At 62.6% G+C, this 20,212-nt stretch carries 20 protein-coding genes and 1 pseudogene; 13 read left to right on the plus strand and 8 right to left on the minus strand.

Going from position 1 to position 20,212, the window contains the following annotated elements; all coding sequences use genetic code 11:
• The first annotated feature begins 66 nt into the window (after nt 1-66).
• The 3 genes from NKH21_RS30450 (at nt 67) to NKH21_RS30460 (ending at nt 2,813) form a co-directional block, all read left to right on the plus strand.
• Nucleotides 67-435 (plus strand): four helix bundle protein, encoded by a 369-nt coding sequence (locus NKH21_RS30450; protein WP_352457075.1) that lies wholly within the window; start codon nt 67-69, stop codon nt 433-435.
• Nucleotides 436-490: 55 nt separating this feature from the next.
• Nucleotides 491-1,777 (plus strand): NAD(P)/FAD-dependent oxidoreductase, encoded by a 1,287-nt coding sequence (locus NKH21_RS30455; protein ID WP_352664047.1) that lies wholly within the window; start codon nt 491-493, stop codon nt 1,775-1,777.
• A 211-nt stretch (nt 1,778-1,988) separates the two neighbouring features.
• Nucleotides 1,989-2,813, plus strand: a complete 825-nt coding sequence (locus tag NKH21_RS30460) for an SH3 domain-containing protein (RefSeq protein ID WP_352488310.1) — start codon at nt 1,989-1,991, stop codon at nt 2,811-2,813.
• Between the two features lie 63 nt (nt 2,814-2,876).
• On the opposite strand, the gene NKH21_RS30465 is transcribed toward NKH21_RS30460, so the two are convergent.
• Nucleotides 2,877-3,623: an SDR family oxidoreductase gene (locus NKH21_RS30465; protein ID WP_352664049.1), complete on the minus strand. Its 747-nt coding sequence runs from the start codon at nt 3,621-3,623 to the stop codon at nt 2,877-2,879.
• A 274-nt stretch (nt 3,624-3,897) separates the two neighbouring features.
• Here NKH21_RS30465 and zwf point away from each other — a divergent pair, with 274 nt between their 5' ends.
• The 3 genes from zwf to edd all read left to right on the plus strand — a co-directional run bounded on the left by zwf (nt 3,898) and on the right by edd (nt 7,959).
• The gene (gene zwf / locus NKH21_RS30470) at nt 3,898-5,367 is read left to right on the plus strand and encodes a glucose-6-phosphate dehydrogenase (RefSeq protein ID WP_352472717.1); all 1,470 of its coding nucleotides are present in this window, start codon (nt 3,898-3,900) and stop codon (nt 5,365-5,367) included.
• Nucleotides 5,349-6,062, plus strand: coding sequence for a 6-phosphogluconolactonase (gene pgl, locus NKH21_RS30475; protein ID WP_352664052.1), 714 nt, complete (start codon nt 5,349-5,351; stop codon nt 6,060-6,062). The genes zwf and pgl overlap by 19 nt, the downstream gene beginning before the upstream one ends.
• A 73-nt stretch (nt 6,063-6,135) precedes the next feature.
• Nucleotides 6,136-7,959 carry a phosphogluconate dehydratase gene (gene edd / locus NKH21_RS30480; protein WP_352664054.1) on the plus strand — a complete coding sequence of 608 codons (1,824 nt, stop codon included), beginning with the start codon at nt 6,136-6,138 and terminating at the stop codon, nt 7,957-7,959.
• A gap of 106 nt (nt 7,960-8,065) precedes the next feature.
• On the opposite strand, the gene NKH21_RS30485 is transcribed toward edd, so the two are convergent.
• The 5 genes from NKH21_RS30485 to NKH21_RS30505 form a co-directional block, all read right to left on the minus strand.
• The gene (locus tag NKH21_RS30485; RefSeq protein WP_352869547.1) at nt 8,066-9,733 is read right to left on the minus strand and encodes a vWA domain-containing protein; all 1,668 of its coding nucleotides are present in this window, start codon (nt 9,731-9,733) and stop codon (nt 8,066-8,068) included.
• A gap of 111 nt (nt 9,734-9,844) precedes the next feature.
• Nucleotides 9,845-10,843, minus strand: a complete 999-nt coding sequence (locus NKH21_RS30490; RefSeq protein ID WP_352464953.1) for a GlxA family transcriptional regulator — start codon at nt 10,841-10,843, stop codon at nt 9,845-9,847.
• Nucleotides 10,844-10,859: 16 nt separating this feature from the next.
• The gene (gene folD, locus NKH21_RS30495) at nt 10,860-11,759 is read right to left on the minus strand and encodes a bifunctional methylenetetrahydrofolate dehydrogenase/methenyltetrahydrofolate cyclohydrolase FolD (RefSeq protein WP_352664058.1); all 900 of its coding nucleotides are present in this window, start codon (nt 11,757-11,759) and stop codon (nt 10,860-10,862) included.
• A 37-nt stretch (nt 11,760-11,796) separates the two neighbouring features.
• Nucleotides 11,797-11,931, minus strand: coding sequence for a hypothetical protein (locus NKH21_RS30500; RefSeq protein ID WP_352664060.1), 135 nt, complete (start codon nt 11,929-11,931; stop codon nt 11,797-11,799).
• A gap of 36 nt (nt 11,932-11,967) precedes the next feature.
• The gene (locus tag NKH21_RS30505; protein WP_352664062.1) at nt 11,968-12,633 is read right to left on the minus strand and encodes a hypothetical protein; all 666 of its coding nucleotides are present in this window, start codon (nt 12,631-12,633) and stop codon (nt 11,968-11,970) included.
• A 226-nt stretch (nt 12,634-12,859) separates the two neighbouring features.
• Between NKH21_RS30505 and proC the strand changes: the two genes are divergently transcribed.
• Entirely contained in the window at nt 12,860-13,675 is an 816-nt protein-coding gene (proC, locus tag NKH21_RS30510) for a pyrroline-5-carboxylate reductase (protein WP_352664064.1), read from the plus strand.
• A gap of 170 nt (nt 13,676-13,845) precedes the next feature.
• Here the strand turns inward: proC and NKH21_RS30515 are convergent, their stop codons facing one another.
• Nucleotides 13,846-15,162: an NAD(P)H-dependent oxidoreductase gene (locus NKH21_RS30515; RefSeq protein ID WP_352664066.1), complete on the minus strand. Its 1,317-nt coding sequence runs from the start codon at nt 15,160-15,162 to the stop codon at nt 13,846-13,848.
• A 257-nt stretch (nt 15,163-15,419) separates the two neighbouring features.
• On the opposite strand from NKH21_RS30515, the gene NKH21_RS30520 reads away from it, so the two are divergent.
• From NKH21_RS30520 to NKH21_RS30545, 6 genes and pseudogenes are all read left to right on the plus strand, one after another.
• Nucleotides 15,420-16,655 carry a pilus assembly protein TadG-related protein gene (locus NKH21_RS30520; RefSeq protein WP_352869551.1) on the plus strand — a complete coding sequence of 412 codons (1,236 nt, stop codon included), beginning with the start codon at nt 15,420-15,422 and terminating at the stop codon, nt 16,653-16,655.
• Between the two features lie 26 nt (nt 16,656-16,681).
• Nucleotides 16,682-17,101 (plus strand): TadE/TadG family type IV pilus assembly protein, encoded by a 420-nt coding sequence (locus NKH21_RS30525; RefSeq protein WP_352869553.1) that lies wholly within the window; start codon nt 16,682-16,684, stop codon nt 17,099-17,101.
• Nucleotides 17,091-17,495, plus strand: a complete 405-nt coding sequence (locus tag NKH21_RS30530) for a TadE/TadG family type IV pilus assembly protein (protein ID WP_352869555.1) — start codon at nt 17,091-17,093, stop codon at nt 17,493-17,495. The genes NKH21_RS30525 and NKH21_RS30530 overlap by 11 nt, the downstream gene beginning before the upstream one ends.
• Nucleotides 17,496-17,663: 168 nt before the next feature.
• On the plus strand, nt 17,664-18,545 hold the full coding sequence (locus NKH21_RS30535; protein ID WP_352664074.1) for a YihY/virulence factor BrkB family protein: 882 nt from the start codon (nt 17,664-17,666) through the stop codon (nt 18,543-18,545).
• A gap of 80 nt (nt 18,546-18,625) precedes the next feature.
• Nucleotides 18,626-18,766: pseudogene (locus NKH21_RS30540) on the plus strand (SDR family oxidoreductase); the annotation flags it as partial.
• Nucleotides 18,767-18,871: 105 nt separating this feature from the next.
• Complete coding sequence (locus NKH21_RS30545) at nt 18,872-19,375, plus strand: DUF2314 domain-containing protein (RefSeq protein WP_352664076.1); 504 nt, start codon at nt 18,872-18,874, stop codon at nt 19,373-19,375.
• A 70-nt stretch (nt 19,376-19,445) separates the two neighbouring features.
• Here NKH21_RS30545 and NKH21_RS30550 read toward each other — a convergent pair whose 3' ends face one another.
• Nucleotides 19,446-20,207: a glutamine amidotransferase gene (locus tag NKH21_RS30550; protein ID WP_352869557.1), complete on the minus strand. Its 762-nt coding sequence runs from the start codon at nt 20,205-20,207 to the stop codon at nt 19,446-19,448.
• Nucleotides 20,208-20,212 lie beyond the last annotated feature (5 nt).

Consider the following 20,212-nt stretch of genomic DNA (forward strand, 5'->3'; position numbering starts at 1 on the left):
GTAGGGGAGTAGGGGAGTAGGGGAGTAGGGGAGTAGGGGAGTAGGGGAGTAGGGGAGTAGGGACGAATGGCTGAGAAAACGGGTTCCTACAAGGATTTGATAGTCTGGCAGCAGGCCATGGACCTTGCTGTGGCCGTTTACGGCGCGACTAAATCATGGCCCAAGGAAGAACTTTATGGACTGACCAGCCAGGTGCGGCGCGCTGCAAGCTCGGTGCCGTCGAACATTGCTGAGGGATATGGCAGAGAGATCCGAGGTTCCTATCAACAATTTCTCCGTATCGCTCAAGGATCATTGAAGGAACTGGAAACTCAGCTTCTGATCGCCGAGCGTACCGGCATCGCGCCGAAGGCGACCGCGGCTTCATTGTTGGCGAGTACCGAAAGCGTTGGGAAGCTTCTTCGCCTTCTGATCCGCAAACTGTCACCCGACTAGCTTCCCTACTCCCCTACTCCCTACTCCCTACTCCCTACTCCCCTAGCCGAGCATCATGACCTACCAATCCCCAATCTCCCCCGGCCGCTCCTGGTACGAAGACACGGCAGGACCGAGGCCCGAATATCCGGCGCTCGACGGCGACCGGACATGCGATGTGGTGATTGTCGGCGGCGGCTTTACCGGCCTGTCGGCGGCGGCTCACCTCGCCAAGACAGGCGCGGATGTCGTGCTTATCGAAACGCATCGTTTCGGTGATGGCGCATCGGGCCGCAATGGTGGCCAGCTCGGCACCGGACAGCGGGCCTGGGCAGAGGAGTTGGAAGCGGAGTACGGCTTTTCCCGCGCCAAGGCGCTGTTCGAGCTGGCCGAAGAGGCCAAGGCGCATCTGCTCGATTTCGCCGCGATGCACCAGATCGAGATCGACTATATGCCCGGCCAGATGTCGGTAGCGCACAAGAAGCGCTATGTCGACGACTACAAGGCTCATGCCGAGATCATGGCGAGCCGTTTCGGCTATCCGCACATCTCATTCATGGATGCCGCGGAGACAGCCGGGCGGCTGGGCTCGACGCATTATTTCGGCGGCACCCGCGACACCGGCACCGGCCACATCCATCCGCTGAAGCTGGTGATCGGCACAGCGAAAGTCGCGGCGCGGGCCGGCGCAAAGCTATGCGAGCAGACGCCGTCGACCGGCATCACCTCCGGCGGCGGCAAGGTGAGGGTGACGACGCCGAAGGGCACGATCATCGCCGGGAAGTGCTTGATCGGGGTCAACGCCTATGGCGGCACGCTCGAACCGGTGAGTGCCGCGCATATCATGCCGATTGGCTCGTTCATCGGCGCGACGGTACCGCTGGGAGCCGATTCCAAAGTGTTGCCGGGTGGCGAGGCAGTCGACGATTCGCGCTTCGTCGTGCGCTATTTCCGCAAATCGAAGGATGGGCGGCTGCTGTTTGGCGGGCGCGAGATCTACGCGGTCAACGATCCCAAGGACATCCACATCCACATCCGCCGGCAGATCGCCGAGATTTATCCGGCATTGAAGGACGTTGAGATCACCCATGGCTGGGGCGGTTATGTCGGCATCACCGTGCCGAGAAAGCCGTTCGTGCGCGAAGTGATGCCCAATGTGATCTCGATCGGCGGTTATTCCGGCCACGGCGTCATGCTGTCGAACTTTTTCGGCAAGCTTTATGCCGAGACGGTCGCCGGCAACCGCGACCGGCTGAAGCTGATCGAGGACCTGAAAATTCCACCCTTCCCCGGCGGCCGGCGTTTGCGCGCGCCACTGCTCTTTCTCGCGCTCAACTGGTACGCGTTGCGGGACAGAATCTAACCAGACGTTGCAGAACCCTTAACCAGGGCGCAGAATTCGCGCCACGGGCGCAGTGATGCCACAATCGCGGGCGAAAGATGATGCTCGTGGGCAGCTGAACGGGGAATTTTTGCGGGCCTGCCCGCTTTTGGTTTGGGACCGATGCCGATCGAAATGCCGGCTCTCCGGCATCGGTCGTAAGAACATCGGCCCGCAAATGGAGGTGGCAAGAGTGAGAGAGCCCTTCAGTTTCGGCGCGCCGGAACGACGGCGCCTTGCGATGCAATTCGGTTACGATATGCGGCCGACGTTCTGGCACGGGGTCCGGTCGAACGCGCATCTGGTAATCGCCGCGCTTGGCACGGCCGCACTGCTCGGCGTTGCCGCGGTGGCGCTGTGGCTGGCATTGCCGGCAAATGAGCGACAAGCGGCCGCAAGCCCTGAGCAGATCGTTCCGACCATCCCGGTCAAGACGACGAAGATCATGCCTGCCAAGGTTGCTGCGGCGCCGAGGACGACGGGCAAGGCAGATGCAGTTTCCCCAGCGGTGGCCGCAGCGGAAGCCGAGATACCGGCGCTGGCTCCCAACGATCCGCGCTGGACGGGGCCAAAGACGGCATCGGCCGCCGCCACGGCAGCATCCGACCAGCTGGCAAGCCAGACCGAGCAGGCGGCCGATAAATCGTCTGCTTCGGTGGCATTCGCCGACCCGGCGGCAAAACCCGACGCTGCGGCATTGTTTGCCAAGGTGGCGGCTCCCGGCAGCTCGACGAAGAACACAGGGCCTGACGGCGCGCAGACCGCCGCCATTCCCACGCCCAAGCCGCAACCGGCGGCGCAGACCGCGAGCGAAGACGACAACAGCACCAAGGCAAAATCCGGACGGATCCTGAGATCCGTTACCATGCGCACCGGCCCAAAGAAGAATGCGGCCGCCATTCTCACCGTGCCGGCCAAGACCTCGGTGCAAGTGATGAGCTGTAAGCAATGGTGCCAGATCGTCTACAACGGCAAGCGCGGCTGGGTCTACAAGAGCTACGTCAAAACCGGGGCGTAGGGCCGGCAGAGCGATTGCGGGTCGCTCGCCATCAGCCAGTCCTCCGCCGGATGACTGGACCGTTCAAATACAACGCCCGCCATCGACTTCCAGCGCCACGCCGGTGATGAAAGCCGCCTCGTCCGAAGCGAGCCAAAGCGCGGCATTGGCTATGTCGAGCGGCGTCGAAAGCCGGCCGAGCGGGATCGACGCGCGGAACTTCTCGCGGATCTCGGGTGTGTCGGCGCCCATGAATTTCGCGAGCATGCCGGTCTCGCCGGCAACCGGGCAGAGGCAGTTGACGCGGATGTTCTTCGGCGCGAGTTCCACCGCCATCGATTTGGTCGCGGTGATCGCCCAGCCTTTCGATGCGTTGTACCAGGTGAGGCCAGGCCGCGGCCTGATACCGGCCGTGGAGGCCGTCGTCAGGATGACGCCACCGCCTTGCCGCTCCATCACCGGTACCACGGCAAGCGCTGCGTGGTAGATCGCCTTCATGTTGACTGATGTGATCAGGTCAAAGGTCGCCTCATCGACTTCCAGCATATCACCGTTGCGATGGGTGTAACCGGCGTTGTTGACCATGATGTCGATGCGACCGAAGGCGCTCATTGCAGCATGGACCATGTCGTCGAATTCGGACCGCAGCGAGACGTCGGTCTGGGTCCAGATCGCGTTTTCGCCGATCTCGCCGGCGACGCGCTCTGCACCCTTGGCGTTCAGATCGGCGACGACTACCCGCGCGCCCTCCTCGGCAAAGCGCCTGGCCATGCCCTCGCCAAAACCCGAGGCGGCGCCGGTGATGATGGCGACCTTGTTTTTGAGGCGCATGCTTTTCTCACTCATCGTTGAAGACGATCGACGACGCGTTTGGCCACGGCCATCGAAAGATGTGTGTCCATTGCCGATTTCTCCTTTGGCTTTCGCCTTGATCCCGCTCTATGCTGCACCTGCGAACGCTCCCGGAAGCATCGCTTGCCGACAAGCCTCCGGCTAGCGCCGGTGTCAAGAGCACACGCGGATGTGACGCAATGGCACTGGCAAGTTTAAATCGATTAGATTATATCAGCCGCGTTATCGCGACCGGCGTCAGAGCGGACAGACCATGACCAGCCAGATCATCCCCGTCGACCCTTTCGACTTCATCATTTTCGGCGGCACCGGCGATCTGTCGGAACGCAAGCTTCTGCCATCGCTGTACCACCGCCAGCGCGACCACCAGTTTTCCGAGCCGACGCGCATCATCGGCACATCACGTTCGAAGATGACAGACGAGGAGTTCCAGTCTTTCGCCAGGCAGGCGATTGCCGATCATGTGAAACCGGAAGATATCGACGCCACGGAACTGAAGACGTTCCTCGCACGGCTCTCCTATATCCCGGCAGATGCAACAACTGGTGCCGGCTTCGACAGGCTGAAGAAGGCGATCGGCGACAGCGAACACATCCGCGCTTTCTATCTGGCGGTGGCGCCGGCGCTGTTCGGCGACATCTCGCACAAGCTGAAGGAGCACGGGCTGATTACGCCGAATTCGCGCATCGTGCTGGAAAAGCCGATCGGCCGCGATCTCGCTTCGGCGCGCGCGCTCAATGACCTGGTCGGCGACGACTTCCATGAAAGCCAGATTTTCCGCATCGACCACTATCTCGGCAAGGAGACGGTGCAGAATTTGATGGCGCTGCGCTTTGCCAACGCGCTCTACGAGCCGCTTTGGAATTCCGCCAATGTCGATCATGTGCAGATCACCGTGGCCGAGACAGTCGGCCTGGAAGACCGCGTCACTTATTACGACAAGGCCGGCGCATTGCGCGACATGGTGCAGAACCACATGCTGCAACTGCTCTGCCTCGTCGCCATGGAGGCGCCGTCGTCGATGGACGCCGATGCAGTCCGTGACGAAAAGCTGAAGGTGCTGCGGGCGCTGAAGCGCATCAACGGCAACGAGGCGCCGAAGCACACGGTGCGCGGGCAATACCGTGCCGGCGCCTCGGCCGGCGGGCCGGTGAAAGGCTATGTCGAGGAGCTCGGCAAGAACAGCAACACCGAGACTTTCGTTGCGCTCAAAGCCGAGATCGGCAACTGGCGCTGGGCGGGCGTACCGTTCTACCTCCGAACCGGCAAGCGGCTGGCGACGCGCGTTTCGGAGATCGTCATCGAATTCAAGCCGATCCCGCATTCGATCTTCGGCGAGAGCGCCGGGCCGATTTCCGCCAACCAGCTGGTCATCAGGCTGCAGCCCGACGAAGGCGTCAAGCAGTTCATCATGATCAAGGATCCAGGGCCGGGCGGCATGCGGCTACGCCAGATCCCGCTCGACATGAGTTTTGCGCAATCCTTCGACGGCCGCGCCCCCGATGCCTATGAGCGGCTGATCATGGACGTCATCCGTGGCAACCAGACGCTGTTCATGCGCCGCGACGAGGTCGAGGCGGCGTGGAAATGGATCGACCCGATTCAGGATGCCTGGGAAAGCGGAAGGCAAGAGGCGCAAGGCTACACCGCCGGCACATGGGGTCCCTCGGCCTCGATTGCGCTGATCGAACGCGACGGGCGGACATGGCACGAGAGCAATTAGGCGGCGCCTACAACTGGCACGAATTTGCCGGACGCCAGGAGTTGGCGACAGCACTTGCCGGCCACGTCGCCGGCCGCCTGTCAAAGGCGATCGCCGAGCGCGGCACGGCACTGCTGGCGGTCTCGGGCGGCACGACGCCGGCGAAATTCTTTGCGGCGCTTTCGACCGTTCCGATCGCCTGGGAAAAGGTGACGATAACATTGGTCGACGAGCGCTTCGTGCCGCCCTCATCGCCCCGCTCCAATGCCGGCCTGGTTGCCGCCAACCTGCTGCAGAACGCGGCCGCCGCCGCGAATTTCGTGCCGCTCTACCACGCCGCGGCAACGATCGAGGGGGCAGCGGTCTCCGACAGTGAGGCGCTGCAAGTGCTGCCCTGGCCACTCGACGTTGTTGTGCTCGGCATGGGAACTGATGGCCACACCGCCTCGTTCTTTCCGGATGCCGACAACCTGGCAAGATTGCTCGATCCGTCGTCGCAAAGGATTGTGCTTCCAGTTCACGCGGCAAGCGCCGGCGAGCCACGGCTGACGCTGTCACTGGCGCGGATCATCAATGCCGCCTTCATCGCGCTGCATATCGAGGGCGCGGAAAAACGCACCGCATTCGAGGCCGCGCTTGGAACTGGAACACGACAGCCCATTCGCGCCGTGCTCGATGCCACTCAAAAGCCCTTAGAGGTTTTCTGGGCACCCTGATCTCAACTTGGCTGCAGGTCCCGGCAACAGCCGGAAGGTGTTTGCGGGACCTCGCCTGAAAGGACCGACCGCCATGACAGCAAGACGCGACATCGAAGCCATCACCCAGCGCATCCGTGAGCGCTCCAAGCCCGGTCGCGCGGCCTATCTCGGCCGCATCGCCGAAGCCTCGAACCGCACCGCCAACCGGGCCGTGCTGTCTTGCGGCAACCTGGCCCACGGCTTTGCCGTCTGCAGCCCTTCCGAAAAGGTAGCGCTTGGCGGCGACCGGGTGCCGAACCTCGGCATCATCACCTCCTATAACGACATGCTGTCGGCGCATCAGCCTTTCGAGACGTTTCCGGCGCTGATCAAGGACGCGGCCCGCGAGGCCGGCGGCATCGCCCAGGTGGCCGGCGGCGTACCGGCGATGTGCGACGGCGTCACCCAGGGCCAGCCCGGAATGGAGCTGTCGCTGTTCTCGCGCGACGTGATCGCCATGGCCGCGGCGATCGGCCTGTCGCACAACATGTTCGATGCCGCCGTCTATCTCGGCGTCTGCGACAAGATCGTGCCGGGGTTGGTGATCGCGGCGCTGACCTTCGGCCATCTGCCGGCAGTCTTCATCCCGGCCGGGCCGATGACGACCGGCATTCCGAACGACGAAAAAGCCAAGATCCGCCAGCTCTATGCCGAGGGCAAGGTGGGGCGGGCCGAACTGCTCGAAGCGGAATCAAAATCCTATCACGGGCCGGGAACCTGCACTTTCTACGGCACAGCCAATTCTAACCAGATGCTGATGGAGATCATGGGGCTGCACACGCCCGGTGCCTCGTTCGTCAATCCGGGCACACCACTGCGCGACGCGCTGACCAGGGAAGCGACCAAGCGGGCACTGGCGATCACCGCGCTCGGCAACGCCTACACGCCGGTCGGGCGGATGATCGACGAGCGCTCGATCGTCAACGGCATCGTCGGCCTGCACGCCACCGGCGGTTCGACCAATCACACCATCCACCTGATCGCCATGGCAGCGGCGGCCGGCATCGCCATTACCTGGCAGGATATTTCCGACATCTCGGAAGCGGTGCCGCTGCTGGCGCGGGTCTATCCGAACGGCCTTGCCGATGTGAACCACTTCCACGCCGCCGGCGGGCTGGGGTTCCTGATCCGCGAACTGCTCGACGCAGGCATCCTGCACGAGGATGTGCGGACGGTGTGGGGCGAAGGGCTGCGCCCCTATGCGGTCGAGGCCAAGCTCGGCGCCGACGGCGGCGTCGTGCGCGAGGCCTCGCCGCGCCATAGCGGCGACGAGAAGGTGCTGGCGCCGTTCAAGAAGGCGTTCCAGCCGAGCGGCGGTCTGAAAGTGCTTTCGGGCAATCTCGGCCACGCCGTCATCAAGACATCGGCGGTCAAGCCGGAGCGGCGCATCATCGAGGCGCCGGCCAAGGTGTTCGACAGCCAGCAAGGCCTGAACGAGGCGTTCAAGGCGGGGTCGCTGACCGGCGACTTCATTGCCGTCATTCGGTTCCAGGGACCGAAGGCCAATGGCATGCCGGAATTGCACAGGCTGACCACCGTGCTCGGCATCCTGCAGGACCGCGGCCAGCATGTGGCGCTGGTCACCGACGGGCGCATGTCGGGCGCTTCAGGCAAGGTGCCGGCGGCGATCCACGTGACGCCGGAAGCGGCGGAGGACGGGCCGATCGCCAGGATCCATGACGGCGATATCATCAGGCTCGACGCCGAGGCCGGAACGCTCGAAGTACTGGTGCCAGCCGGCGATTTCGCACTGCGCCGCCCCGCGGACAGCGACCTCATAGGCAATGAATTCGGCTTCGGCCGCGAGCTTTTCGCCGGGTTCCGGCAGTTGGTAGGCCGCGCCGACCATGGCGCCAGCGCCTTCGGTACGGCGTGACCCTTTTTCGGCCATGAGGAAGAGCGGCCGATGGCTGCTCCCCCTTTATTTCTGCGCAATTCCGGACGGAAAACCGTTCCACACTTTTCCTGGAATTGCTCTGGATCTATTGAACCGTCAGCTCGGCTCGCGCACCGGCCCTGACCGTGACCGTGCCTTCTTTCGAGCTGTTGTCCGGTTTCTCCGAAACCACCGCGTAGTCGCCGGACGACAGGGTGGCTTCATACTTCTGGTCATAGGCGTAGCCGACCGACTTGCGGGTTCCGTCGATGTTCTTCCTGGCCTCGAATATCTCGATCTTCGAGGCCCCTGGCGCGGTTATCGTCAGCATGCCGGCGTTTATCGCGATCTTCAGATCCTGATGGTCGCCAACCTTGACGCTGAACGGCTGCTCGGCCACCGCAAGGTCGACCGTCGCGACCATTACATAATCGTCGGGCGGCAGATCGAACTTGCTGTCCGGACCGTAGGCATAAGTCACCTCCCGCCTGGTTCCGTCGACGTTCTTTTTCGCCTGGAGCACCTTGAAACCAACGCCCGAACCCTCGGCCTTGTCACCGCCGGCAGCATAATAGGCATTGGCAACGATACGCCCGACGCCGACAATGATGTCCTTGTCGATGACCCTGCCGGCGGCAAGCAGGATCGTCTCGGTAACCATGCCCTGGCCGATCGTGACGGTCACCTTCTGGTCGCCGGCCGGCAGCACGACTTTCGTGTCGCCGTAATAGGTCGGCGGGGTATCGACGCCGGGATAGCCGATTACGACAGCCGCGCCGTCATCTAGGTCCGCTCCTTCGCTTGGCCTGGGGTGGATGACCAGCGTGCCGGCATTCAGGTTGAAGTGCGGCTTGGCGACCTGGCCAGGCTCTATCTTGATCTTCTGTTCGGCCCTGGCCTCGCCGGCGCGCGCGACGACGATGTAGTCGCCCGGCTCCAGATTGCCTTTGTAGGCGCCATATTCGGTGATGACGGGATCGCCGCGCGTGCCGTCGGAATTCGCCTTGTAGATCTCCCAGGCATTGCCGTCGGTGACGGGATCGCCACCCTCGGCAAGCACGACGGTGGGCACGAAATTGGACTCCGCCGGCTTGGCGGGGGTCGGCTGGGGAGCAGGCTGCGGGGCGGGAGCCGGTTCAGGGACGGGTGGCGGAGGCGCGACGGTCTCGACCAAGGCGTCGTGCAATGCCTTTTCATCCGATGCCTCGACATATTTGCCGCCGGTGTTGTCGGCGAGGCAAGCAACCTGCTTGCCCTCGGCCGCCGTCAGGCCGAAGCCGACAACATTGACGGTGAAGTCGACGCCGGCAGCCTCCAGTTCCTTGCCGAGCGCACAGGGGTCGCCATTGCATGTCTCGATGCCATCGGTGATGAGAACGACCGTCGCCTTCTCCTCGGTGTATTTCAACGCCTCCGCCGCTTGCTTGACCGCGGCGGTCAGCGGCGTCTTGCCCTGAAATTTCAGGCTGTCCGCCGCGGCTGAGATCGCACTTGCCGAGCCGGCCTGTGGCGGCACGATCAGTTCGATGTCGTCGCAACTGGCCTTCTCGCGATGGCCATAGGCCATGAGGCCGATTTCCTCGTCGGCCGGGACCGATTGCAGCACGTTCCGCAGCGATTGACGGGCGATTTCGAGCTTGGGCTTGCCGTCGATCTGCGCCCACATCGAGCCGGAGGCATCGAGAATGACGATGACGCGATCGGCGGCGAAGCCGAACCCCGTCATCCACAGCAGCAGGGCCGCCGCAGCGGCGCTCCGCACGAATCCGGCCATTGAATATCTTCCCGTCAGTCGCCGCCGCTCGGCGCCGGAAAGCTATTTGACGCTGCGTCGCGACACAAGCCCGGGCGGAGCACGAAGCTCCGCCGCCTCTGTGCAAAACCCTCAATAGGTCGTGCGGCGTTCCTCGGAAGGTGGCCGGCCGAATTGCAGCCGGTAGCTCTGGGCAAAATAGGAATGCGAGGTGAAGCCGGTGGCGATTGCCACGTCGAGGATCGGCATGTTGGTCTGGCGCAGCAATTCGCGCGCCCGCTCAAGCCTGAGCCGCATGTAATAGCGCCCGGGCGTCACACTGAGGTGGCGCAGGAACAGGCGCTCGACCTGGCGCACCGACAGGCCCGCCGACTTGGCGAGCTGCACCGCCGACAGCGGCTCGTCGAGATGGTCGGCCATCAGCTCGACGATGCGCCGCAGCTTTTCTGACTTGCCGGTCAGGTCGCGCTCCGGGCCGACACGCTGGCGGTCACCGGCCGAGCGGATGCGCTCATGCTGGAACTGGTTGGCGACGCCATTGGCGAGGCTCGAGCCGAAATCGCCGCGCACGATCTCCAGCATCAGGTCGATCGAGGTGGTGCCGCCAGCGCAGGTGTAGCGCTTGCGGTCGATCTCGAAGACGTTGCCGGTGCAGTTGATCTCCGGAAAGCGTTCGAGGAAACCGGCGCGGTTTTCCCAATGTATGGTGCAGCGATAGCCATCGAGCTGCCCTGCCTCGGCAAGCAGATAGGACCCGACCGAAAGCGCGCCGAGCGCATTGCCGCGCCGGCCCCAGCTGCGCAGCGCCGCCAGCACCTTGCTCTTGCCGGGAAATTCCGTCGTTAGCCCGACCGAGACGAACAGGATGTCGACCGGCGGCAGATCGGCAACGGCGTAGTCGATCTTGAGCGGCAGGCCGTTAGACGCCATGACGGCATCGCCGTCGGCCGACACCGTCGTCCAGCCATAGAAATCGCGGCCGAGCAGCCGGTTCGCCGACCGGAACGTGTCGATTGCCGCGGCCAGCGAGAACATGGAGAACTTGTCGACCAACAGAAACCCGAACTGCCGGCCGCCCTGAACGGGATCATTGGTGACCGGCCGCTCTAAGGGGACAGTGAGGTTGGGCAAGGACGCTGCTCTCTGGTCAGAAGGAAGGCCGTTTCAACCCGGCTGCGAGGTAGGCGGAAGCTAGCGTGTTGGCCATCAGCATGGCAATGGTCATCGGCCCGACGCCGCCAGGCACCGGCGTGATGGCGCCGGCCGCCTTCGCTGCTTCGGCAAAGGCGACATCGCCGACAAGGCGGGTCTTGCCTTCGCCCTTTTCAGGTGCGGCGATGCGGTTGATGCCGACGTCGATGACGGTGGCGCCAGGCTTGACCCAGTCGCCGCGGACCATTTCAGGCCGGCCGACGGCTGCAACCAGAATATCGGCGGTGCGGGCAAGCGCCGGCAGGTCCCTGGTGCGGCTGTGTGCGATGGTGACGGTGCAGTTGGCGGCAAGCAGAAGATTGGCCATCGGTTTGCCGACGATGTTCGAACGCCCGACGACGACCGCATTGAGGCCGGACAGGTCCTTGCCGCGCACGCGTTCGGTCAGCAGCATCGAGCCGGCCGGCGTGCAAGGTACGAAGGCGGTCTCGAGCTCGCCGGTGCCAAGCTTGCCGACATTGATGAAGTGGAAACCGTCGACATCCTTCTCCGGCGCGATGGTCTGGATGATCTTGCCGGCATCGATATGGCCGGGAAGCGGAAGCTGCACCAGGATGCCGTTGATGGCCGGATCGGCGTTGAGCTGGCCGATGATCTTCAACAGGTCCGGCTCGGAGGTTTCGGCCGGCAGCGTGTGCTGAACCGAATGGAAGCCGCATTCCTTGGCGGTGCGCGATTTGGAGGCGACATAGACCTGGCTCGCCGGATCCTCGCCGACGATGACCACGGCGAGACCGGGCTGCCGTCCGCCCTTTTCCGCGAGTTCGGCGGTCAGGACCTTGACCCGCCGCACCACGTCTTCGGCGACGCTTTTTCCGTCAATCAACTCAGCCATGAACCACCCTCGACGCCTATCGCGTAAGCCTGCCGCGTCAAAACATCCATGCGGCGCGCTCCAGATATCTTTTATGCAGGTCGTTGCCCAGAACCATGCGCAGGCGGGCGGACTGCAGCGCGGCATTTTCACGAAAATCGAGCCGGGCAATCCCGTCAATGCGCCGTCCCATGCCGTTAACTCGAAACCGGCATGTTTTATTCGACGCTTAGAAATAGCGGCGGCGCGTGCGGTTTTCGGTGAGCTCCCGAACGACCTCGCGGAATTCGCGCAGGCTGGCGCGGATTTCTTCGATCTGGGTTTGCTGATCGGCGGCTTCCGAGGCCTGATTTGCCGCCTTCGACCAGGCCTGAGTATGGGCCGAATGCGGCGGCGTGGGTTGCTGCGGATAGAAGACAGGCGATATGGCTGCGCTGGAATTTGTCGCGGCGGAAGTCTCGCCGGACGCCATCTCCTCCGGCGCTCTGCCGGGCATGAGCCTGCGCAGCGCTGACAACACGGCGCCGATCGGACCCCGACGCGCTGCCCGGTACGCTTTGTCCTCAGCGGAGCCGGCATCGGGGCCGCCAAGGGAGCCAGCGGGTTCGAAAACTACATCGGCAGCTGCAGCCTCTTCCATCAGCATGGTGCCGGCCTTTGGCTCATCAGGATCGGGCTGGCTGATACCGGCGGCTGCCAACAGGATCGGGCTGGCACGCGCTTCGCGGCGCGAGCGGGCGAGACGATGGCGTGTGGCGGCATCCTCGCGCCATGACGGGCCTGCGCGGTCCTCTAGCGAAACCAGCGACGCTTCGTCCCCGTCGCTCGCTGCCTCGACGAACGACAGCAGGGACTGCTCGTTCCTCCAGTGTTCACGATTATTCCTATAAGCCATGGTTTCTGGAGCTTTCCCCTCGGGCTGGGACGTAGCGACCGCCACTGGTTAAGCGATGCTAAACAGGCATAGGAAATAAAAGGTTAATTTGGTCGCCGCGCCACTGCACGACTACATGCGCATGCCAACCGCAAGGTCCGGGTTTCCGCCTGATCACGGTCCCAACAGGACTTCCCCGCCCTGCCGCGAACGTCTATGGGGAAGCCATCTCTATGGGAGGCTTTCGATGACGATCAGGCTTGTTCTCGCCGGTTGCGGCAATATGGGCTACGCCATGCTCTCGGGCTGGCTGAAAGCCGGCAAGCTCGCTCCGGCTGCGGTGTTCGTGGTCGAGCCCAGTGCCGAGTTGCGCAAGCGTGCCGAAGCACTGGGCTGCTCTGCTGCCGCGGATGCCGGCGCCATCCCGGCAGACGCCGTGCCGGCCCTCGTCGTCCTTGCGGTCAAGCCACAGGTGATCCGCGACGTGACCGCTGGCTACATCCGCTTCAACGATGGCCGAACCACTTTCCTCAGCATCGCCGCCGGGACGCCGGTCGCCACGTTCGAAGGCGTTCTCGGCGACCGCGCGCCGATCGTGCGCTGCATGCCCAACACGCCGGCGGCGATCGGCAAGGGCATGATGGTGGTGTTTTCCAACAGGCTGGTTTCCGAGGACACCAAACGCCTTGTCGCCGACCTGCTTTCGGCGAGCGGGCAAGTGGCCGACATCGACGACGAAGGCCTGATGGATGCGGTGACGGCAGTCTCCGGATCGGGGCCGGCCTATATCTTCCACTTCATCGAAGCGCTGACCGTGGCCGCCGAGAAGGCTGGCCTGCCTGGCAAGGTCGCAAAGCTTCTGGCCATGCAGACGGTCTACGGCGCCGCCTCGCTTGCCGCCGAAAGCGGCGAGGAGCCTGGCGTGCTCAGGCAGCAGGTGACCAGCCCCAACGGCACTACGGCTGCCGCCCTTGCCGTGCTGATGGGCGAGGACCGTCTGACGCGCCTGCTCACCGAAGCGGTGGAAGCGGCGCGGCTGCGGTCGATCGAGTTGGGGAAGTAGGGCTTTTGAGAGAAGCCGGTCGGCGGCGATCGTCTGCCGTGCGTTTCAGCGGCAATAGCCGCCTTTAGAAAAGCAGGGCTCCTTCGCGCCCCCCTCTGTCCTGCCGGACATCTCCCCCACGAGGGGGGAGATTGGCAGTTTGGGCGCTTCGCTCACGAACTGCGATGCACCTACCCCGCCCCATACAGCATCTCGTCCTGCAGCCGGCGCAAGGCGAACAGCCTGGTCGTCGGGTCGGGCGCAGCATTGTCGGCGGTGAGCAATTCGCCTTTCCTCACCGGTTTCAGCACCTTGCCGCCTTCGAGCAGACCGACCGGCACGGCGCGGTGGGCGCGGGCTTCTTCGACGGTCATGGTCCAGGAGCGGTAGCAGGTCTCGCCGATCGCGTCGAAAACCTCGCCTGCCGCCAGATCCCGCTTGGCCACCGCGCAGACCTCGGCAACCGGCCGCGGCAGCGGCACCATGTCGGGTTTGCCGTAGAGCGCGATACGAGCGGCCGTCAGCGGAACTTCCAGCGAGGTCAGATGGTAGGGCCTGAAGAAGCTGTAATAGGGGCCGTGGCCGATATGCAGATCGTCCATGCGCTCGATGATGCGCGGATGCGTCGCCTCGACGATGACGAAGACGCCGGGCGCCACGCCCTTGCCGACGGTGTAGTCGACGACGCCCTTTTTCGACAGGATGCCGCCCTGCTCGCGCGGGATCAGCACCTTGACCAGCTCGTCGCGATCGGCCTTGGGGCCGTGCATGCCGGGAACGTCGGGCACCAGCCCGGTGGCGTTGGCAATGGCGCACATCTCGACCATGGTTTTCGAGCCGTCGACGAACTCGACCAGCATGCGCGGGTTCATGTTTCGGCGCAGCGCTTCGGCGCGGTAGTCGTCGGGAACGGCGTCGTGGTTGAGCGGGTTGTTCTTGCCCTTGCCCGCGGAGACGATGGTGTAGCCGAGCGCCGAGGCGAACTCGATCAGTTCCATGCAGCTCGACGGCTCGTCGCCGGCGCCGACCGAATAGACGACGCCGAGCCTGTCCGCCTGCTGCTTCAGATAGCAGCCAATGGTGACATCGGCCTCGACATTCATCATCACCAGATGCTTGCCGTGCTGCATCGCCATCAGGTCGAAATCGGCGGCGACGCCGGGCTTGCCGGTAGCATCGATGACGACGTCGATAAGCGGATTGGTGACCAGCATTTCGTTCGAGGTAATTGCGATCTTGCCGTTTTCGATCGCCTGGCTGACCTTCGAAGCGCTGTCCGCTTCGGCTGCCATCGCCTCGTCGCCATAGGCAATGCGGATGGCGTCACGCGCCGTATGCGGCCGGCGGGTCGAGATCGCGCAAACCGAAATGCCCGGCATCAGCATGCCTTGCGTCACCAGGTCGGTGCCCATCTCGCCCGAACCGATAACGCCGATGCGCACCGGGCGGCCTTCCGCGGCACGCTTGGCAAGATCGCGGGCAAGCCCGGTCAATGCGACATTGGTCATACTGGAAACGTCCACTGCTTTTTGATTTGAAGCGGGAATAGCAGGGAACGGCAACCCATTGCCAATCGAAACCGGCCGCGGCGGCGATTTCTTGCGCGTGATGCCAAACCGCAATTGGCTCAATCTTGGAACAGCCGACCAATTCGACGGGCGAGAGGCTGCAGCAGAAACAACACGCGCCGCCAGAGCGAGGAGCCGGCTAACAATGGACGGAAAATCTTAGGCAATCCTTTAGTCGTTGCTGCCCAAATAGGGAAATGGAATGGCGTGCCCGTATTTTCACGCATGTGTTCCGCTCTCTGCAAGGAATCGGCGAGAGCGGCAACGTTGCTACTATATTTGCCCTGTCGTTGCCGATCGTCGTCGGTGCAGCGGGCCTCGGTGTCGAAACGTCCTACTGGTACTATAGCAGCCTGAAATTACAGGCTGTGGCGGATGCGGCAGCCTATGCCGGCGCTCTGGAAAAGGTTTCGGGATCCGACAAGCCAACGATAGTCTCCGCCGCGACGCTGTCGGCGACGACGAACGGCTGGGAACCGGCAACAGGTACGATCGAGGTCTTCATCCCTCCGTCTTCCGGCCCGAATGTCGCGAAAAAGGCGGTCGAGGTTATCGTTCATCAAAAGCTTGATCGATTTTTCACGGCAATATTTACGCAAAACTCGGTTGGCGCCCAGGCAAGGGCGGTGGCTCTTATCACCGACGCTTCAAAAGCCTGCATGCAGGCGCGCGATCCTTCCGCTTCCAAAGCGGTGCTCTTTTCCGGCAGTTCGACCACAAAACTGACCGGCTGCTCCGTGATGTCCAATTCCATAGCTGCGGATGCTATCAAGCTTCAGGGATCGGCCAACCTTCAGGTCGATTGCCTCATATCAGCCGGCGGCGTTTCGTTGAACAACCCTGTAACAACCGTTTGCGCCAGCCCCATAACCCAGGCCTTACCCGCTGGTGATCCCTTTATCGACTTGCCGACGCCACCAGCCACAACTCCCTGTCAAAACTCGAGATTGTCAACCCTGACCCCCGGGACATACTGCAGCGGGTTGAGCCTGAGCGGCAATGTTGTCCTCTCGCCCGGCATATACGTCATCCAAGGCGGTGATTTCAAAGCGAACTCGAACGCGAATATCTCCGGCGACGGAGTCATCATCTATCTGGCCGGCAGTTCGGGCGTCAGCATGAACGGCAACGCCACAATCAAGCTTAGCGCACCGACGTCGGGCACGTATTCCGGTGTCCTGTTTTACGGCAACAAGGGTAACCCGACGGGATCGAACACGTTCAATGGCACGGCGGATTCGCTTTTGACCGGCGGCCTGTATTTTCCAACCCAGGCAGTCAATTACCTCGGCAATTTCTCTGGCAAGGGCGGTTGCACCCAGGTCGTCGCCGGTACCGTGCAGTGGTCTGGCAATACGAGCATCAGCCAGGATTGCACGAGCCTCGGAATGCGTGACATTCCGGCCGCACAATCAATAAAGCTAGTCGAGTAATCTTCGTGGCACGGATTTCAGTCCGGATGTTCCGGAGCGATTCAGGTGCTGCCGCGGTCGAGTTTGCGCTGGTACTGCCGATCCTTTGCCTGGTACTTCTCGGCATTACTGACGGCTGGTCTTTTGTATCAAGCGCATTGTCGATGCGTGCCGGCGTTAAAACGGCGGCCAATCTAGTGATGCAAGGCGCAGCCGACGACGTGACTATCCAAGTCGTCGCCCTTTCGAGCTGGGAAACCCATCCCGATGACGCGCAGGTGACGCTGCGCCGGAAATATATGTGCGGGACCATCGTGGTCGATCCATCTGTCCTGTGCGACAGTTCGAAAGCTCCCGCCGTCTTTGTGGAAATACAGGCGACAGCCACCTGGTCACCGCCCTTCAGTTTTGGCGCGTTTTCCCTCTCGCGCGAACTCAGTCATCAACAGGTGATTCGTGTCCGCTAAGTCGAGAGCTTTCACGGGGGATGCATCAGGCGGAGCTGCATTAGAGTTCGCGCTGATCGCGCCTTTCCTGATAATGCTTTTGATCGGCATCTTTGCATTCGGCTGGGCTCTGAATGCCATGTCGAGTGTTCGGTACACGCTGGAAACGTCGTCACGTGCGCTGCAAATGAAAAACTCGCTGACGCAGGCCCAGATCCAAGCCATTGCCACGGAAAAATTACTGGATTTGGGATTGAAAGACGTCGAGGTGACAATAGCAATCGACGCCCCCAGCGGCGGCTTTCGCATGGCACATCTGACCGCCCAATATGCATTCGTAGTCGAGTTCCCGTATTTCGACCGATATCCGATAAATTATCAGACAACCGTCACAGTTCCCCTGACTGCATCGTGAGCACGACCTGGCCAGTCGAGCGGCACCTTTCGATGTTCGCTGCGCGCCGCCTTTATAGGCGATCGCCTTGTACAGCGTGCCGTTGCCGGCTTTGTTCCGGCCGAGCCTCTCCCCTCGCCCGGCGCTGCGCCGCCGCTACTTGTTTGTTGACAGGCATGCGAGGCCTACATGTGGAATTTGGCAGCAGAGGGCTGGAGGCTCCTCAAGCAGAGCGTCATCGGCTTTATCGACGACAATGCGCTGAGCCATGGGGCGGCGATAGCGTTTTATGCCACGACCTCGCTCGCGCCGATCCTGCTCATCATTGTCGCTATCGCCGGCATGGCCTTCGGGCACGAGGCGGCGCAACTCGCGCTTTCGGCACAGATCGCCGGCCTGATGGGGCCGCAAAGTGCCGATCTGCTGCAAGCGACGATCGAAAACGCCTCGCAGAAGGAAGCGGGAACCCTTGCCAGCATTCTGGGGCTGGTCACGCTGTTCGTTGCCGCATCCGGCGTGTTCGGCGAAATGCAGCTGGCGCTGAACGAAATCTGGAAAGTCAAACCGAGCGGGGCAACGATTTCACGGCTGGTCCGGGCACGCATTGCAAGCCTGGGCCTGGTCGCCGCCCTCGGGTTCCTGCTGCTGGTGTCGCTGGTCGTAAGCGCCGCAATTTCGGCGCTCGGAGAAGTCATCAACGCCTACCTGCCGTTCGGCACCATCATCCTGAGCGCGATCAACGGGATCGTCTCGTTTGCCCTGATCACGCTGCTGTTTGCCGCGATTTACAAGGTGCTGCCCGACCGCAGCCTGCAATGGCGCGATGTCGGCCTCGGCGCCGTGGTCACCGGGTTTCTGTTCACCATCGGCAAGTCGCTGATTGGCTGGTATATCGGAACCAGCGCCATCTCATCATCATACGGCGCGGCCGGCGCGCTGCTTGTCGTGCTGTTATGGGTCTATTATTCGGCGGAGATATTTCTGCTGGGCGCCGAATTCACGCGAGCCTATTCGGTCCGACACGGCAGCCGGTCCGATTTGAAGAACAAGGTGGAATCGCATGAGAAATGAGTTCACACCGAAATTCGACCTAGCCGGCAAGGTGGCGCTGGTCACCGGCGCCTCGCGCGGCAGCAGCCGCGCCTGCGCCTGCATTTGCTGGCCACATCCCGCTCGGCCGCATCGGCGACCCGATCGACGTCGCCGGCACCGTGGTGTTCCTCGCCTCGCCGGCGGCGTCGCTGATCAATGGCGCGAGTATATTGGTGGATGGCGGTTGGTCGGTAGCGTGATAGGGCTCTTTGGCTGGTAGTGCGACACCGCCTCTCCCACTCCGGAAGAAGCGCGCGGACTTCGCAGCTCGTTGAGCGGTTCAAGGTTAGTCCAAGAGGTCTTTTATGGGCGAAAAATCTCAATTGAACAGTGAATTCGACGAACCGCGGAATGAGCCACTCTTCACGGCTATCTCGCAGAAAGACCCCGCCTTCCTTGCAGCTTACGATCGCGCGCTTGCGAGTGTGCCGACATTTGTCGAACACATCGAGGGAAATGCAGATGCCTTCTGTTCCGCGAAGCTTCGGTTTCGCGATCCCGACGAGTCCGAACGTCTTGGGGAGGACCACTTTGTTTTCCTTTGGCTTGCCGCAGTGCATTATCATGCTGAGGAGCGGCTATTTTCGGGTACGTTTTTCGAGGTGCCACCCGAGCTTCAGAAATGGCATCAGGTTGGACAGCGGCTTGCATTTGAAGGCGATGATATTTTCGATTGGATGGTTCTCGACGCGGGGCACTTGCAGGGGGGATTCACATTGCGCGTAACCCGAGACAAGCTTCCTGAGAAAGATCGTGGCTCATACGATCGATACATCGGAGTTTCAGTTTATGAGCCACTGCCGTCCTGATTCAACGCATGCTTGATGGCCTGGTTTTTCGTTGGAGGATTGGGCAACCGCACTGGTCAAACCAGCTTTCTCATTCATTGCCGGCGAGCCAATGGACCATGTTCGCCATCAGTCTTCCGTAGAACGGCCATCCGAGGAAATCCTGCGAGAGCCAATGCGGGCCGATATCGGTTGCCCAGGCAATCGTGCGGCCGCGGCCATGGCTGCCGACGGCAAGGAGCGGCCAGTCGGCGCCGCGATGGTGGCAGGTCGCCAGAAGCCGGGACGAACCGTCGCGCCTGAATTCCAGCTTGTTCATGCCGAGAATCGGCGGCAGCGGCCCCTCCACTCCGGACAATATCGGATGTGACGGCTGCAGGATGGAGGCCTGCAGGCCTTGCGGCACCTCCATGCCGTCACAGAAGGGCAGGCAGCGGACCGGCAGCACATCCTCAACCGGGGTGTCGTGGAACCGCGCCGTCCCGAACATGCCCTGAAAGCCCATGTAACCGCCGGCCAGCATCAGCCCGCCGCCACCTTCGACATAGGCCTTGAGCAGATCGAGGCGGTCGACGCCGACACGCCCGGCGCGGGCATCCGGCGTCACCAGCAATGTCAGGGCGCCGACATCGGAGATCACCACCGCCTGATATTGGGCGAGCGCATCGAGTTCATAGGGAAACTCCGCGCTGCAACGCTCACCGCCGATCTGCGTGACCGCGATGCCTTCACTGGCCAGCGCGGTATTGAAGGCGGTCGCACCATTTGTCGAGGCCGCGCTTGTAAGTACATCGCTGCCGATGGCGACCGACGTCGTCGCCGCAAAGGTTTCGCCTGCAAGCAATATCTTCATTGCCG

Origin of the sequence: Mesorhizobium sp. M1329 (assembly GCF_040318035.1) — a bacterium.
Classification (GTDB): domain Bacteria; phylum Pseudomonadota; class Alphaproteobacteria; order Rhizobiales; family Rhizobiaceae; genus Mesorhizobium.

Coding starts and splice junctions, on each gene's coding strand:
- NKH21_RS30450 (WP_352457075.1), top strand. CDS start 67: ATGGCTGAGAAAACGGGTTCCTACAAGGATTTGATAGTCTGGCAGCAG.
- NKH21_RS30455 (WP_352664047.1), top strand. CDS start 491: ATGACCTACCAATCCCCAATCTCCCCCGGCCGCTCCTGGTACGAAGAC.
- NKH21_RS30465 (WP_352664049.1), bottom strand. CDS start 3,623: ATGCGCCTCAAAAACAAGGTCGCCATCATCACCGGCGCCGCCTCGGGT.
- zwf (WP_352472717.1), top strand. CDS start 3,898: ATGACCAGCCAGATCATCCCCGTCGACCCTTTCGACTTCATCATTTTC.
- pgl (WP_352664052.1), top strand. CDS start 5,349: ATGGCACGAGAGCAATTAGGCGGCGCCTACAACTGGCACGAATTTGCC.
- edd (WP_352664054.1), top strand. CDS start 6,136: ATGACAGCAAGACGCGACATCGAAGCCATCACCCAGCGCATCCGTGAG.
- NKH21_RS30485 (WP_352869547.1), bottom strand. CDS start 9,733: ATGGCCGGATTCGTGCGGAGCGCCGCTGCGGCGGCCCTGCTGCTGTGG.
- folD (WP_352664058.1), bottom strand. CDS start 11,759: ATGGCTGAGTTGATTGACGGAAAAAGCGTCGCCGAAGACGTGGTGCGG.
- NKH21_RS30500 (WP_352664060.1), bottom strand. CDS start 11,931: ATGGGACGGCGCATTGACGGGATTGCCCGGCTCGATTTTCGTGAAAAT.
- NKH21_RS30505 (WP_352664062.1), bottom strand. CDS start 12,633: ATGGCTTATAGGAATAATCGTGAACACTGGAGGAACGAGCAGTCCCTG.
- proC (WP_352664064.1), top strand. CDS start 12,860: ATGACGATCAGGCTTGTTCTCGCCGGTTGCGGCAATATGGGCTACGCC.
- NKH21_RS30515 (WP_352664066.1), bottom strand. CDS start 15,162: ATGACCAATGTCGCATTGACCGGGCTTGCCCGCGATCTTGCCAAGCGT.
- NKH21_RS30520 (WP_352869551.1), top strand. CDS start 15,420: ATGGAATGGCGTGCCCGTATTTTCACGCATGTGTTCCGCTCTCTGCAA.
- NKH21_RS30525 (WP_352869553.1), top strand. CDS start 16,682: ATGTTCCGGAGCGATTCAGGTGCTGCCGCGGTCGAGTTTGCGCTGGTA.
- NKH21_RS30535 (WP_352664074.1), top strand. CDS start 17,664: ATGTGGAATTTGGCAGCAGAGGGCTGGAGGCTCCTCAAGCAGAGCGTC.
- NKH21_RS30545 (WP_352664076.1), top strand. CDS start 18,872: ATGGGCGAAAAATCTCAATTGAACAGTGAATTCGACGAACCGCGGAAT.
- NKH21_RS30550 (WP_352869557.1), bottom strand. CDS start 20,207: ATGAAGATATTGCTTGCAGGCGAAACCTTTGCGGCGACGACGTCGGTC.